The sequence below is a fragment of the Scandinavium sp. M-37 genome (assembly GCF_043558715.1).
GTDB classification, from domain to species: domain Bacteria; phylum Pseudomonadota; class Gammaproteobacteria; order Enterobacterales; family Enterobacteriaceae; genus Scandinavium; species Scandinavium vulneris_A.
The window spans coordinates 41,228-54,505 of the sequence record NZ_JBIGIN010000031.1; the positions used below are offsets into that span (position 1 = coordinate 41,228).

General features: G+C 57.4%; 20 protein-coding genes. All 20 read left to right on the forward strand.

What is annotated here, in order from left to right:
- The first annotated feature begins 60 nt into the window (after positions 1–60).
- A complete protein-coding gene (locus ACG0Z5_RS18965) occupies positions 61–927 on the forward strand; it encodes a GPO family capsid scaffolding protein (RefSeq protein ID WP_394450186.1) in 867 nt (288 codons plus the stop codon).
- Between the two features lie 29 nt (positions 928–956).
- Entirely contained in the window at positions 957–2,138 is a 1,182-nt protein-coding gene (locus ACG0Z5_RS18970) for a phage major capsid protein, P2 family (RefSeq protein ID WP_258966337.1), read from the forward strand.
- Positions 2,139–2,141: 3 nt separating this feature from the next.
- Positions 2,142–2,903 carry a terminase endonuclease subunit gene (locus ACG0Z5_RS18975; protein WP_394450189.1) on the forward strand — a complete coding sequence of 254 codons (762 nt, stop codon included), beginning with the start codon at positions 2,142–2,144 and terminating at the stop codon, positions 2,901–2,903.
- A 96-nt stretch (positions 2,904–2,999) separates the two neighbouring features.
- Positions 3,000–3,500 carry a head completion/stabilization protein gene (locus ACG0Z5_RS18980; RefSeq protein ID WP_159757868.1) on the forward strand — a complete coding sequence of 167 codons (501 nt, stop codon included), beginning with the start codon at positions 3,000–3,002 and terminating at the stop codon, positions 3,498–3,500.
- A complete protein-coding gene (locus ACG0Z5_RS18985; RefSeq protein ID WP_394450190.1) occupies positions 3,500–3,703 on the forward strand; it encodes a tail protein X in 204 nt (67 codons plus the stop codon). The genes ACG0Z5_RS18980 and ACG0Z5_RS18985 overlap by 1 nt, the downstream gene beginning before the upstream one ends.
- Positions 3,694–3,915 (forward strand): hypothetical protein, encoded by a 222-nt coding sequence (locus tag ACG0Z5_RS18990; RefSeq protein WP_032634204.1) that lies wholly within the window; start codon positions 3,694–3,696, stop codon positions 3,913–3,915. Before ACG0Z5_RS18985 ends, ACG0Z5_RS18990 begins: the two co-directional genes overlap by 10 nt.
- Positions 3,899–4,408 (forward strand): lysozyme, encoded by a 510-nt coding sequence (locus ACG0Z5_RS18995; protein ID WP_394450192.1) that lies wholly within the window; start codon positions 3,899–3,901, stop codon positions 4,406–4,408. The genes ACG0Z5_RS18990 and ACG0Z5_RS18995 overlap by 17 nt, the downstream gene beginning before the upstream one ends.
- Complete coding sequence (gene lysB / locus ACG0Z5_RS19000) at positions 4,405–4,818, forward strand: Rz-like lysis system protein LysB (RefSeq protein ID WP_394450194.1); 414 nt, start codon at positions 4,405–4,407, stop codon at positions 4,816–4,818. Before ACG0Z5_RS18995 ends, lysB begins: the two co-directional genes overlap by 4 nt.
- Complete coding sequence (lysC, locus tag ACG0Z5_RS19005; RefSeq protein ID WP_394450218.1) at positions 4,721–4,963, forward strand: Rz1-like lysis system protein LysC; 243 nt, start codon at positions 4,721–4,723, stop codon at positions 4,961–4,963. Before lysB ends, lysC begins: the two co-directional genes overlap by 98 nt.
- Positions 4,926–5,393: a phage tail protein gene (locus tag ACG0Z5_RS19010; RefSeq protein ID WP_394450196.1), complete on the forward strand. Its 468-nt coding sequence runs from the start codon at positions 4,926–4,928 to the stop codon at positions 5,391–5,393. Before lysC ends, ACG0Z5_RS19010 begins: the two co-directional genes overlap by 38 nt.
- Positions 5,386–5,835: a phage virion morphogenesis protein gene (locus tag ACG0Z5_RS19015; protein WP_394450198.1), complete on the forward strand. Its 450-nt coding sequence runs from the start codon at positions 5,386–5,388 to the stop codon at positions 5,833–5,835. The genes ACG0Z5_RS19010 and ACG0Z5_RS19015 overlap by 8 nt, the downstream gene beginning before the upstream one ends.
- Before the next feature lie 152 nt (positions 5,836–5,987).
- Positions 5,988–6,755 (forward strand): hypothetical protein, encoded by a 768-nt coding sequence (locus ACG0Z5_RS19020; RefSeq protein ID WP_394450200.1) that lies wholly within the window; start codon positions 5,988–5,990, stop codon positions 6,753–6,755.
- Positions 6,756–6,828: 73 nt separating this feature from the next.
- Positions 6,829–7,470: a phage baseplate assembly protein V gene (locus ACG0Z5_RS19025; RefSeq protein WP_394450202.1), complete on the forward strand. Its 642-nt coding sequence runs from the start codon at positions 6,829–6,831 to the stop codon at positions 7,468–7,470.
- Positions 7,467–7,814 (forward strand): GPW/gp25 family protein, encoded by a 348-nt coding sequence (locus ACG0Z5_RS19030; RefSeq protein WP_394450204.1) that lies wholly within the window; start codon positions 7,467–7,469, stop codon positions 7,812–7,814. The genes ACG0Z5_RS19025 and ACG0Z5_RS19030 overlap by 4 nt, the downstream gene beginning before the upstream one ends.
- Positions 7,815–7,818: 4 nt before the next feature.
- Entirely contained in the window at positions 7,819–8,727 is a 909-nt protein-coding gene (locus ACG0Z5_RS19035; RefSeq protein ID WP_394450206.1) for a baseplate assembly protein, read from the forward strand.
- Positions 8,720–9,250, forward strand: coding sequence for a phage tail protein I (locus ACG0Z5_RS19040; protein WP_394450208.1), 531 nt, complete (start codon positions 8,720–8,722; stop codon positions 9,248–9,250). The genes ACG0Z5_RS19035 and ACG0Z5_RS19040 overlap by 8 nt, the downstream gene beginning before the upstream one ends.
- Before the next feature lie 11 nt (positions 9,251–9,261).
- Positions 9,262–11,010: a phage tail protein gene (locus ACG0Z5_RS19045; RefSeq protein ID WP_394450210.1), complete on the forward strand. Its 1,749-nt coding sequence runs from the start codon at positions 9,262–9,264 to the stop codon at positions 11,008–11,010.
- Positions 11,010–11,582 (forward strand): tail fiber assembly protein, encoded by a 573-nt coding sequence (locus ACG0Z5_RS19050; RefSeq protein ID WP_394450212.1) that lies wholly within the window; start codon positions 11,010–11,012, stop codon positions 11,580–11,582. Before ACG0Z5_RS19045 ends, ACG0Z5_RS19050 begins: the two co-directional genes overlap by 1 nt.
- Positions 11,583–11,711: 129 nt before the next feature.
- Positions 11,712–12,902 carry a phage tail sheath protein gene (locus tag ACG0Z5_RS19055; RefSeq protein ID WP_394450214.1) on the forward strand — a complete coding sequence of 397 codons (1,191 nt, stop codon included), beginning with the start codon at positions 11,712–11,714 and terminating at the stop codon, positions 12,900–12,902.
- A gap of 12 nt (positions 12,903–12,914) precedes the next feature.
- Positions 12,915–13,278 (forward strand): phage major tail tube protein (locus ACG0Z5_RS19060; protein ID WP_394450216.1); only part of this gene is annotated, 364 nt, incomplete at its 3' end.

The following is a 13,278-nucleotide window of genomic DNA, read 5'->3' on the forward strand; positions in this document are numbered from 1 at the left end:
GCGGGGGTGAGTCGGGAAACTAAGCCTGACCCGAAAACCCAACCTCAGGACACCTGGCTCATGGCAAAAAAAGCCTCCAAAATCTCGAAATGGTTTCGCATCGGCGTCGAGGGTGACACCTGCGACGGCCGCGTCATCAGCGCCTCAGACATTCAGGAAATGGCCGACACTTTTGACCCGCGCGTCTACGGTTGCCGCATTAATCTCGAACATATCCGCAGCATCAACCCCGACGGCCAGTACGGCCGCTATGGCGACGTTGCCGAGGTGAAAGCCGAAGTCATCGATGATGACTCAGCGCTGAAAGGCAAGCTGGCGCTGTTTGGCAGAATCACCCCGCTCGATAACCTCATCGACATGGTGGCGAAAGGCCAGAAGGTTTACACCTCGATGGAGATTCGCCCGAACTTCGCCAACTCCGGCAAGTGCTACCTCACCGGGCTGGCCGTCACCGATGACCCGGCGAGCCTCGGCACCGAGTACCTCGAATTTTGCAGCCGCGCCACGGCGAACCCGCTGAACGGCAAGAAAGAGCAGCCGGGCGACCTGTTTTCGGTGGCGACCCTCGCCGAGCTGGAGTTTGAAGACCAGCCCGACACCCTGCTCAACAAGCTGACCGACACCGTCAAAACCATTTTCAGCCGCAAGCAACAGAGCGATGACGCCCGTTTCGCCGATGTGCATGAGGCGGTGACCTCCATCGCCGAACGTGTGCAGACCGGTGGTGAAGCACTTGAGACCCGTTTTGCTGCGCTGGAAACCGCACTCGAGAACCTGAAGCAGGACGTCGCCGCGCAGGGGAATGAAACGGCGCAGCAGCTCAGCACCATTAAAACCACCCTGGACAAAACCGAAAGCATTAAACAGCCGCGTCGCCTGCTGAGCACCGGCGGTGATGCGGCGGATGTGACGCTGACTGACTGCTGATTTACCCATTCCAAACAGGATAAAAATTAATGCGTAAAGAGACCCGTTTTAAATTCAACAAATACCTGAGCCGCCTCGCCGAGCTGAACGGTGTGGAGGTGCCGGACCTCGATAAAAAATTCAACGTCGAGCCGTCCGTCACGCAGAAACTCTTCGATAAAATCCAGCAGTCGTCCTCGTTCCTGCAACTCATCAACATGGTGACCGTGGGCGAGCTGACCGAGGAAAAAGTCGGCATCGATGTCACTGGCACCATCGCCAGCACCACCGACACCGACGGCGGTACCGAGCGCAAAACGGCTGACTTCTCGAAGCTGGACGCGTTCCGCTACTTCTGCAAACCGGTCAACTTCGATTACAACCTGAAGTACAACAAGCTCGACCTGTGGGCGCGATTTGAAGACTTCCAGATCCGTATCCGCAACGCCATCATCAAGCGTCAGGCGCTGGATTACATCACTATCGGGTTTAACGGCACGAGCCGCGCCCCCACCTCCGACCGCACGAAAAACCCGTTGCTTCAGGACGTGGCGGTCGGCTGGCTGCAAAAGTACCGCAATGACGCGCCAGAGCGCGTGATGTCACACGTCGTCGATGATGACGGTACGGTCATTTCCGACACGATTAAAGTCGGTAAAGGCGGGCATTACGCCAACCTCGACGCGCTGGTGATGGATGCGCACGAATCCCTGATTGAAGAAATTCACCGCGAAAACCCGGAAATGGTGGTCATCTGCGGGCGTCGTATTCTGACCGACAAATATTTCCCGATGATTAACAAGTTCCAGGCCAACAGTGAACAGCTCGCCGCAGAGCTGATTGTCAGCCAGAAAACCATCGGCCAGCTTCAGGCGGTGCGTGCGCCGTTCTTCCCGGCGAACAGCGTGTTCATCACCACGCTGGATAACATTTCCATCTACCTGTACGAAGACGGCCACCGCCGCCATATCGTCGAAAATCCGAAACTCGACCAGGTGGAAAACTACGAGCAGGTAAAAGTCGATTTCGTTATCGAGGATTACGCGGCCGGTTGCCTGATTGAAAACATCGAAATCCTCGAGCAGGACGAAGAGGCCACCCCGGAAGCGGCGAGCGCGAAAGTGTTTGCGGCCGAAATGGTGAAAGCCATGCAGGCGCTGACCGCCGGGGTCGTCACGCAACATGCAGACGCCCCAAAGGCTGACGCGCATACCGACGGCGGGGAGGCGTAACCGATGGCGAGCCCCGCACGGCGTCACGCGATGCGGGTCTCGGCCGAACAGGCATCGCAGCGGGAACAGCGCCCGCTGCGCCATGCCACGGCTTATGAGCAAATGCTCGTGAAGCTGGCCGCAGACCGCAGGACGCTTTCACAAATCCATTCCAGAGAACGCAAGGCAGAGAAAAAGCGCGAGCTGCTGCCGTTTTACCTGCCGTGGGTAACCGGCGTGCTCGAGACCGGCACCGGGGCGCAGGATGACATCCTGATGACCGTGCTGCTGTGGCGTCTCGATGCCGGGGATATTCCCGGCGCGATTGAGATTGCCCGCTACGCGCTGCGTTTTGGCCTGTCGATGCCCGACGGTCACGCGCGCACCGCGCCGTACATGCTGGCCGAAGAGGTGGCGCTGGCCGCACTTCGCGCTCGCGCGACTGGTCAGCCGGTGGATGTGCAGCCGCTCCTGACCGTTATCGAGATGACCCGCTCCGCCGATATGCCTGACGAGGTTCGCGCCCGCCTGCATAAGGTCGCCGGTCTTATCCTGCGGGACGCCGGGCTGCTGAATGAGGCGATGACGCACCTGCAACGCGCCATTCAGCTCGATGACAGTTGCGGGGTGAAAAAAGACATCGAGCGCCTCGGCCGGGAGCTGAAGCCGAAGCCTGTCGCCCCGGTGAAGAAAACCCCGCCGAAGCCTGCGAAAAAGGCCACCAAAAAAACAACCGATTCACCGGCGAAACGGGGGCGAGGTCGCCCGAGGAAAGTCGCCGGTTAACAGAATGCGCCCCGCGCCGGGCGGCACGCTGGCTGAGGCAGGTGTTTCACCTGAGCGGAGGCCAGCGTCCACCGCCCACCTATTTCAGAGGTAGTCATGACGACGCTTGTAGTCAGTAACCCGGCACGACCGCGCGAGCCGCTGGTCATTCCGCCGGTGCCGGACGATGAACCGGTGATAAAAAACACCGGCTTTTTCCCGGACGTTGACCCGAAGCGCGTGCGGGAAGAGATGCGCCTCGAGCAGACGGTTTCCCCTGTGCGCCTGCGCCGGGCAATTAAGGCCGGGATGGCCGAAACCAACGCCGAGCTGCGCGACTGGCGCGACCTTCAGCTCGGGGCCGGTCACGCGACGCTCGCGGAGGTGCCGACCGATGAGCTCGACGGTGAAAGCGTGCGCGTTTTCCACTATTTCAACGCCGTGTGTGCGATGACCACCGCCACGCTCTATGAGCGCTACCGCGGGGTGGATGCGAGCGCCAAAGGTGACAAAAAGGCCGACAGCATCGACAGCACCATCGATGAGCTGTGGCGGGATATGCGCTGGTCTGTGGCCCGTATTCAGGACAAAGCCCGCTGCATCGTGGGGCAAATCTGATGAACGTCATCGCGCAGCAGGGCGACACCCTTGACGCCTTGTGTCATCGCCATTACGGCCGCACTGAGGGGGTTGTCGAGGCGGTGCTCGCTACCAATCCGGGTCTGGCTGAGCGGGGGGTCATTCTGCCGCACGGCACGTCCGTCAGCCTGCCAGTCGTCGACACGGCCGCCGTTAAGGAGACCGTCAACCTGTGGGATTAACGATGGAAAAAATCACAACGTTTCTGACGTACTGGTTTTCTGTGGCGCTGGCCTATTTCGGCACGCAGACCCCGGAAAAACTCGCGCTGTATGTCGGCGGCGGGTGCGCCATTTTCACCGCGCTGGTGAATTTCTGGTACCGCCGCCAGACCTACCGCTATCTCGTTGCGGCCGGAATCGATAAGGGGGTAATTCGTGGCCTCAGTCGTTAAACGTTGCAGTGTGGCCGTCGTGCTGGCGCTGGCGGCACTGGTACCTGATTTTCGTCTGCTGAATACCTCGCCGGAGGGTCTCGCCCTGATTGCAGACCTTGAGGGGTGCCGGTTGCGCCCCTACCAGTGCAGCGCGGGCGTGTGGACATCAGGCATCGGCCACACTGCCGGGGTGGTACCCAAACGCAATATCACCGAACACGACGCGGCGGCGAATCTGGTCGCCGACGTGCTCAATACTGAGCGACGGCTGGCGGTGTGCGTGCCGGGGAAGATGCCGCAGCCGGTCTATGACTCGCTCGTCAGTTTCGCCTTTAACGTCGGCACGGGTGCGGCCTGTCGCTCGACGCTGGTCGCGTTTATTAAGCGTCAGCAGTGGGCGCAGGCGTGCGACCAGCTCACCCGCTGGGTCTACGTGAACGGCGTCAGAAATACCGGGCTTGAAAGCCGTCGCGCCCGGGAGTGGTCGCGCTGTATGCAGGGGGCAAAATGAAAACACTGATGATTTTACTGGTGATGGCCGGGCTGGCGCTGGTCTGGCTGAAGCATGAAAACAGCAAGCTCAGCCGCGCATTTACCCGCGCGAATGACGTCGCCAGTGACCAGAAACGCACTATCGGCATGCTGAAAGACCAGCTACTCACCGCGCAGCGCCTGAGTGCTGACAATGACCGGGCGCAGGTTCAACTGCGCCAGAAACTCGCCGCTGCCGGAACGCGGGCCGCGCGTCGGGAGCGAACCATCACGAGGCTACTCAATGAAAACGAGGATTTACGCCGCTGGTACAGCGCTGAGCTGCCTGCTGCTGTGCGCAGCCTGCACCGACGCGCCCCCTGCATCGCAGCCGGTCGTTGTGCTGAACGCCTGCCCGAGGGTCAGCCTGTGTCCGATGCCGGGCAGTGACCCGTTAACCAATGGTGACCTGAGCGCCGACATTCGCCAGCTCGAGACCGCGCTCGAAAGCTGTGCGCTTCAGGTCGAAACGATTAAAGTCTGTCAGGATAAAACTGATGTTCAAACCGAAGAGTCTGCGCAACGCCTTAACTGATGCCGTGCCGGTGCTGAAAGCGAACCCCGACATGATGCGCATTTTTATCGATAACGGGAAACTGGCCTCTACGCTTGCGACATCGCTGTCGTTTGAAAATCAGTACACCCTCAACGTGGTGGTCACCGATTTTCCGGGCGATATTGATTTGATCCTCGTGCCGATTCAGGCGTGGCTGCGGGTCCAGCAGGCCGACATCATGACCACAGATGAGGGGCGTAAACGGGGCTTCATCTACGAGGCAGACATTAACAGCGACGACAGCATCGACCTCAGCATCAGCCTGTTACTGACCGAGCGCACCATCGTCAAAGAAGTCGGGGCCGAGCTGCACATCGAGCACGCGCCCGAACCGCAGCCGCCAGAGCCGGTAACCCGACCGATGAAGCTGTATGTTCACGGCGAGCTTGTGAGCGAATGGGATGAATGAGTTTAAGCCCTTTGATGACCGGCTGGCCGGGCTGATTGCGGCGCTTTCACCGGCGAACCGTCGACGGATGGCCGCAGATATCGCGAAGACGCTGCGCACCCGACAGCAGCGTCGTATCAAAGCGCAGAAAGCACCGGACGGCACCCCATACGCCGCCAGAAAACGCCAGCCGGTCAGGGCCAAAAAGGGCCGGGTAAAGCGCGAGATGTTCGCGAAGCTGCGCACTAACCGCTTTATGAAAGCTAGCGGACGCGATGATGCTGCTGTCGTAGAGTTTGCGGGCAAGGTGCAGCGCATGGTTAACGTGCATCAGTTCGGGCTTAAAGACCGGCCAAACCCACGCAGTCAAGATGTGCAATATCCGAAGCGTCCGCTGCTTGGTTTCAGCCAGTCAGAAAAGCATGGTATTGATGAGCTTATTATCAAATATCTAGAAATGTGACTAACTTCGAGCATTTCATATGTAATTTTCTGTTATGACAATTAAATGTTGAGCCGTTTAATTATTATGCATGTGTAGTTAACGACTTCTTGACTCGCGGAATTAGGCTTGATTATTCTAAGCCACCGGAACACGTGAAGGATACAAGGGAAATGCTTGAAAACTTACTTAACATTGAGTCGCTAATTGCTATTTCAGTAGGGGCTGTATTCAGTTTTAAAATCGCCAAAATCAATCTTAACCTACGAAGTGATGTTAGGGCGCAAAGCCCAAATATAAATGGGGATAACAATACCGTTATCTACAATCAGGCAATGGTTTCTGTCAGGAAAGAAATGGCATTTTCTGTGAAAGTGTTTGCTTTCGTGATGATGATTGCGTTTCACATGTTTCCTCTTTTTTATGTCAATTTACTTGGCTCTTTAGCATTTCTGCTGCCTGTGTTTAGTGTTGCAGGTGTGATTTATACGATTAGGCTACATGGTCTTAGTAGAGGGTGGGATGTTATGTACACCCTCGCTACGTTTATAGTGGGTGTTCTTTTTTATTGTTCGTCAAAAGTCATGGGCAATTACATTGAACTTTATCCTAAATTGTATTCGATTTACGAGTATATATCAGGGTATCGCTTTATGGGGCTCTTTGATGTGCCACTACAAACACATGATTTTTTCTTTGTTGTGGTCTCAAGTATTGCATGCCCCGCATTGATTGTTTTGGGGTTCTATATGTCCTTTGCTTACACAGTAGCTAGAGATGGGAATGACATCTTTAGATTTTGTGTAATGTTGATAGCAATGGGATATATGGCTTATCTTTTCTTGTCAGGCGTTATGTTTTCAGATTCGCAAGGTAATACTAATTACTTTATACAGGTTTTATCGTATCCATTTTTTACCCTAAAAAATATTTTCGGTTAGTAGAATGTTGTGCTACAGGCCGTACATACGGCCTGTATTGCTACTATTCTAGACCGGCGGCATCCTCTCATGCATGAAAACACAATCCACTCTTCAGGATATTCTGCGCCTGCTGCGCAATCTGATCCGCACCGGCGTCATCACTGAGACCGACCTTAATGCAGGTCGCTGTCGCGTGCAGACCGGCGGCATCATTACCGACTGGCTTCAGTGGCTGACGCATCGCGCCGGACGCTCGCGCACGTGGTGGGCTCCCTCGGTGGGTGAGCAGGTGCTCATTCTGTCCGTGGGCGGTGAGCTCGATACGGCGTTTGTCCTGCCCGCCATTTTCTCTGATGACCATCCTGCCCCGTCGGTATCTGCTGATGCATTTCACATCGCCTTTCCTGATGGCGCAGTCATTGAGTACGAACCCGACACCGGGGCGCTTTCGGTTACCGGCATCACCACTGCCGAGATTGTCGCGTCCAAATCAATTACCGCCACCGTGCCGGTCGTACTTATTAAAGCCGACACCCGCGTCACCCTCGATTCACCCGAGGTTGTGTGCACCAGCAAGCTTATCACCGGCACGCTCGAAGTTAGGAAGGGCGGGAAGATGAGCGGCAACATCGAGCACGCAGGCGGGAAATTTACCTCCAACGGCGTGCAGGTGGATGACCATGACCACGGCGGCGTCGAGCGCGGGAACAGCCGGACGGAGGGTACGAAATGACGACTCGCTACCTTGGCATGAATCGGGAGACCGGCCGGGCCATTACCGATGCCGACCATATCCGCCAGAGCGTGAGCGATATCCTGCGCACGCCGGTCGGGTCGCGGGTGATGCGCCGTGATTACGGCTCGCTGCTGTCCTCCCTGATTGATATGCCGCAGAACGATGCACTGAACCTTCAGATGATGTGTGCCTGTTATATGGCGCTGCTGAAGTGGGAGCCCCGCGTCACCATCACGTCACTGATGATTGAACGCCGGTTTAACGGGCAGATGGTGGTTGACCTGACCGGTGAAATTAAAGACTCAGCCGCCCCTTTATCCCTGACCATTCCAGTGAGTTGAACCTATGGCCATTATCGACCTGAGCCAGCTCCCCGCGCCCGACGTGGTGGAAACGCTGGATTATGAATCCATCCTCGCCGAGCGTAAGGCGACCCTGATTTCGCTCTATCCGGAAGACCAGCAGGACGCCATCGCCCGCACGCTCGCGCTGGAGTCCGACCCGCTGGTGAAATATCTGGAGGAAAATTCGTACCGCGAAGTGTTATGGCGTCAGCGAGTGAACGAGGCCGCGATGGCTGTCACGCTGGCATACGCCGAAAACAATGACCTCGATGTGATGGCCGCGAACACCAATACCGCCCGCCTGATTATCACCCCGGCCGACGACAGCACCATCCCGCCGACACCGGCGGTCATGGAGTCCGACACGGATTTTCGTCTGCGGGCGCAACAGGCTTTTGAGGGCTTAAGCGTCGCGGGGCCGGTGGGGGCGTATGAGTTTCACGGCCGCAGCGCCGACGGTCGGGTCGCTGACATTTCCGTCATCAGTCCTGAGCCTGCGTGCGTGACCATATCCGTGCTTTCCCGCGAGGATAACGGCGCTGCCTCTGATGCGCTGCTGACCGTGGTGCGTCACGCGCTTAACGGCGAAGACGTCAGGCCGGTAGCCGACCGGGTGACCGTCCAGTCGGCGGCGGTTGTTAACTACACCATCGATGCGACGCTCTTCATTTTTCCCGGCCCGGAAAGCGAACCCATCCGCGCCGCAGCCGAAGCAAAACTGAAAGCCTACATCAGCGCTCAGCATCGGCTCGGGCGTGACATTCGTCAGTCTGCCATTTACGCCGCCCTGCATGTGGAAGGGGTGCAGCGGGTCGAGCTGGCGGCACCGGCCGCAGACATTGTGCTCGATAAAACGCAGGCATCTTTCTGCTCAGATTATCAAATCAGGCTCGGGGGCTCGGATGAGTGAGGCGCGTCTCCTGCCGGTTGGGTCATCGCCGCTGGAGGTGGCCGCCGCCCGCGCCTGTGCGGAAATAGAAAACACCCCGATACCGTTACGCCGGTTATGGAACCCGACCGACTGCCCGGTGAACCTGCTGCCGTGGCTCGCCTGGGCGTATTCCGTCGACCGCTGGGACAGTGACTGGCCGGATGAGACAAAACGCGACGTTATTCGGGCGGCTTTTTACATTCACCGGCGCAAAGGCACCATCGGCGCAGTGCGGCGCGTGGTCGAGCCGTTGGGCTATGTGATTAACGTGACGGAGTGGTGGGAAACCAGCGACCCGCCCGGCACCTTTCGACTCGACATTGGCGTGCTGGAAAACGGCATCACCGAGGAAATGTATCTCGAGATGGAGCGGCTCATCGCGGATGCCAAACCGGCCAGCCGCCACCTTATCGGACTCAACATCATTCAGGACGTGGCCGGTTATCTCTTCGCCGGCGGCGTCAGTTATGACGGCGACATCATTACCGTATATCCGGGCTAAGTGAGAGCAGAATGACAGTGAAATATAAAACAGTGGTCACCGCGGCCGGGGCGGCAAAATTTGCGGCCGCACTGACGCCGGGTGGCAAAAAGGTCAATATCGTGGCGATGGCCGTCGGTGACGGGGGCGGTACGCTGCCTGAGCCGAACACCAGCCAGATAAAACTCATCAATGAGGTCTGGCGTCATCCGCTGAACAAAATCAGCCAGGACAACAAGAAGAAAAATTACGTGGTGGCCGAGCTGGTTATCCCGCCGGAAACGGGCGGCTTCTGGCTGCGTGAAATGGGGCTGTATGACGACACCGGCACGCTGGTCGCCGTCGGCAACATGGCCGAGAGCTACAAGCCAAAACTGGAAGAGGGTTCCGGTCGGGCGCAGACCCTGCGCATGGTTATCATCCTGTCCGATCTTGAATCAGTCGAGCTCGCGATCGATTCATCAATGGTGATGGCAACGCAGGACTACGTTGACGACAAAATCGCGGAGCACGAACAATCGCGCCGCCATCCTGACGCCACGCTGAAAGAAAAAGGTTTTACCCAGCTCAGCAGCGCTACCGACAGCACGTCTGAGGCGCTCGCTGCGACGCCGAAAGCGGTGAAGGCGGCATATGACCTCGCTAAAGGCAAATACACGGCTCAGGACGCGACCACGGCGCAGAAGGGTATTGTACAGCTCAGCAGCGCGACCGATAGCACGTCTGAAGCACTGGCGGCGACACCAAAGGCGGTGAAAGCGGCGAATGACAATGCTAATGGGCGCGTGCCGACCACCCGCAAGGTGAACGGCAAAGCGCTAAGTGGCGACATCAGTGTCACCTCGCAGGATATTTTCAACGGCCAGAGCGCGGAAATCGGTGCGAATCAGAACCTCGACACCTATAAAACGCCGGGCCTGTATCACCAGCCCGCGAATGCCAACGCCACGGCCGCACTGAAATACCCGGAGAACAGCGCCGGGACGCTGATTATTTATAAAAATGCCGGAGTCACACAGATTTATTGCGTCTACAACTCATCGCGCAGTTATTCCCGCAGCCAGTATTCCACCGGCGTCTGGACGCCGTGGACACCCGCCGACACGTTCCCGGTCGGGGCACCTATTGCGTGGCCGTCTGACAGCATTCAGACCGGTTATGCCTTCATGCAAGGGCAAAAGTTTGATAAGGCGGTTTACCCGTTGCTGGCGATGGCTTACCCGTCGGGCGTCATTCCTGATATGCGCAACTGGACGATTAAGGGGAAACCGGCCAGTGGTCGTGCAGTGCTGTCGCAGGAGCAGGACGGGATTAAGTCACATACGCATAGCGCCAGCGCGACAGCAACGGATTTAGGTACCAAGACAAGTTCCTCATTCGACTATGGCAATAAAACGGCTGCGTCGACTGACCTCGGCACTAAAACGACGTCCTCGTTTGATTACGGAACCAAAACCACCAATACCACCGGCGCACATACTCACACTTTTGCAAACTCGGCCAGCTCGAGCAGCACCGGCATGGCCGATGGCGGTGATCCTAAAAAACAGGATTCCACGCAGACGACCAGTAGTGCGGGAGCGCATGCCCACACAGTCGCCATCGGGGCACATACGCATTCTGTCGCCATGGGCGGGCATAGCCACACCGTGCCGGTTGGGGCGCATGCGCACACCATTGTCATGGGGTCACATACGCACGCAGTTTCCGTCGCTGCGGCGGGTAACGCCGAAAACACCGTTAAAAACATCGCATTCAACTATATCGTGAGGCTTGCATAATGACGTTCAAAATGAGCGATGTGGATCGCACCATCAGGGTTTTCAATTTAAGCGCGGACACCTGCGAGTTTATCGGCACCGGTGATGCCTGGTTACCGGCGCATACCGGGTTACCCGCGAACTGTACACACATTGCACCTCCAGATATTCCCGAAGGGAGAGCGGCGGTATTCAGTCAGAATAAATGGTCTCTGGTCCGGGATTATCGCGGTGAGACCGTGTACAGGACTGATACCGGTCAGGCTGTCTTTATCACTTCCCTCGGAGATTTACCGCCTGACACAACGGTTATTGCGCCTGAGGGTGATTTCATGCGCTGGAGCGGTAAGGCGTGGGTAAAGGACGAAGAGGCCGAATACAGCGCGGCAGTAAAAAATGCCGAAGACGAAAAAAGCCGGTTAACCGGCGTAGCCACACTCGCCATTAATGCGTTGCAGGATGCGGTTGAACTCGAAATGGCGACCGACGATGAAAACGCATCATTGCTTGAATGGAAAAAATACCGCGTTCTGCTTAACCGCATTAATGTCAACGATGCCCCGAATATCGCGTGGCCGGTCGTACCGGAATAAGGCTGGCGGGCTCATGCCCGCTTTTTCTTTGCTCCCAGTTGTACCAACTCCTGACCAACCCGCATCAATAGCCCACCGATACCGCTCATCCGAAAATAGCACTCACCCCAACCCAACGGAGTTAAACGGATGAGTGATTTTCATCACGGTGTGCAGGTCGTCGAAGTCAACGACGGCACGCGCATCATTTCCACGGTTTCGACCGCCATTGTCGGCATGGTCTGTACGGCCAGCGATGCTGACGTCAAGACCTTCCCGCTCAATGAGCCGGTGCTAATTACCAACCCGCAAAGCGTCATCGGGAAAGCCGGGACCAAAGGCACGCTCGCCAGCTCGCTACAGGCCATCGCTGACCAGTCAAAGCCGGTGACCATTGTCGTGCGTGTAGAAGAGGGCACCGGCGACGATGAGGACGCGGCGCAGGCGCAGACCATTTCTAACATCATCGGCACCACCGACGAGAACGGGAAATACACCGGACTAAAAGCGTTGTTGACCGCGCAGGCGGTGACCGGCGTCAAGCCGCGTATTCTCGGCGTGCCGGGTCTCGATTCACTGGAGGTGGCGACCGCACTTGTACCGGTGGCGCAAAAATTGCGGGCTTTCGGCTATGTCAGCGCCTGGGGCTGCAAGACAATTTCTGATGCCATCAAGTACCGCGACAACTTCAGCGCCCGCGAGCTGATGGTTATCTGGCCGGATTTCCTGTCGTGGGATACCACGGCTAACGCGACGGATACGGCGTACGCCACCGCGCGAGCGCTCGGTCTGCGAGCGAAAATCGACAATGACACCGGCTGGCACAAAACCCTGTCTAACGTCGGCGTGAATGGCGTCACCGGTATCAGTGCGTCTGTGTTCTGGGATTTGCAGGAACCCGGCACCGATGCCGACCTGCTGAACGAAGCCGGGGTCACCACGCTGATCCGCAAAGACGGTTTTCGCTTCTGGGGGAACCGCACCTGCTCAGATGACCCCCTTTTCCTGTTTGAGAACTACACCCGCACCGCGCAGGTTATCGCGGACACGATGGCTGAGGCGCATATGTGGGCGGTCGATAAGCCGGTGACCGCCACGCTCATTCGCGACATCGTTGACGGCATCAATGCGAAATTCCGCGAGCTGAAAACCGGGGGCTATATCGTCGATGCGACCTGCTGGTTTGACGACAGCGCCAACGATAAGGAGTCGCTCAAAGCCGGGAAGCTGTATCTGGATTACGACTATACGCCGGTACCGCCGCTCGAAAACCTGACCCTGCGCCAGCGCATTACCGACAAATATCTGGCGAATCTCATCTCGTCAGTGAACAGCAAATAAGGAGCCTGAGACATGGCATTACCTCGCAAGTTAAAGCTCATGAATCTGTTTATTGATGGCACGAACTATCTCGGTGTTGTCCAGTCGGTGACGCTGCCAAAGCTGACCCGAAAACTGGAAAAATATCGCGGCGGCGGGATGAACGGTACGGCCCCGGTCGACCTTGGTCTCGATGATGACGCGCTGGCGGCGGAGTTTTCCCTCGGCGGATTCCCGGATGACGTTATCTGGTCGCTCTACGCTGCGGCGACAGCCTCGGCGGTGCCGCTGCGTTTTGCTGGCTCCTACCAGCGCGACGACACCGGCGAGACGGTACCGGTCGAAGTGGTGCTGCGTGGCCGTCAGAAAGAAATCGACACCGGCGACGCCAAACAGG

Coding starts and splice junctions, on each gene's coding strand:
- ACG0Z5_RS19010 (WP_394450196.1), top strand. CDS start 4,926: ATGTTCAAACCGAAGAGTCTGCGCAACGCCTTAACTGATGCCGTGCCG.
- ACG0Z5_RS19025 (WP_394450202.1), top strand. CDS start 6,829: ATGAAAACACAATCCACTCTTCAGGATATTCTGCGCCTGCTGCGCAAT.
- ACG0Z5_RS18985 (WP_394450190.1), top strand. CDS start 3,500: ATGAACGTCATCGCGCAGCAGGGCGACACCCTTGACGCCTTGTGTCAT.
- ACG0Z5_RS18975 (WP_394450189.1), top strand. CDS start 2,142: ATGGCGAGCCCCGCACGGCGTCACGCGATGCGGGTCTCGGCCGAACAG.
- ACG0Z5_RS18980 (WP_159757868.1), top strand. CDS start 3,000: ATGACGACGCTTGTAGTCAGTAACCCGGCACGACCGCGCGAGCCGCTG.
- ACG0Z5_RS18965 (WP_394450186.1), top strand. CDS start 61: ATGGCAAAAAAAGCCTCCAAAATCTCGAAATGGTTTCGCATCGGCGTC.
- lysB (WP_394450194.1), top strand. CDS start 4,405: ATGAAAACACTGATGATTTTACTGGTGATGGCCGGGCTGGCGCTGGTC.
- ACG0Z5_RS19045 (WP_394450210.1), top strand. CDS start 9,262: ATGACAGTGAAATATAAAACAGTGGTCACCGCGGCCGGGGCGGCAAAA.
- ACG0Z5_RS18970 (WP_258966337.1), top strand. CDS start 957: ATGCGTAAAGAGACCCGTTTTAAATTCAACAAATACCTGAGCCGCCTC.
- ACG0Z5_RS19040 (WP_394450208.1), top strand. CDS start 8,720: ATGAGTGAGGCGCGTCTCCTGCCGGTTGGGTCATCGCCGCTGGAGGTG.
- ACG0Z5_RS19050 (WP_394450212.1), top strand. CDS start 11,010: ATGACGTTCAAAATGAGCGATGTGGATCGCACCATCAGGGTTTTCAAT.
- ACG0Z5_RS19020 (WP_394450200.1), top strand. CDS start 5,988: ATGCTTGAAAACTTACTTAACATTGAGTCGCTAATTGCTATTTCAGTA.
- ACG0Z5_RS19015 (WP_394450198.1), top strand. CDS start 5,386: ATGAATGAGTTTAAGCCCTTTGATGACCGGCTGGCCGGGCTGATTGCG.
- ACG0Z5_RS19055 (WP_394450214.1), top strand. CDS start 11,712: ATGAGTGATTTTCATCACGGTGTGCAGGTCGTCGAAGTCAACGACGGC.
- ACG0Z5_RS19030 (WP_394450204.1), top strand. CDS start 7,467: ATGACGACTCGCTACCTTGGCATGAATCGGGAGACCGGCCGGGCCATT.
- ACG0Z5_RS19035 (WP_394450206.1), top strand. CDS start 7,819: ATGGCCATTATCGACCTGAGCCAGCTCCCCGCGCCCGACGTGGTGGAA.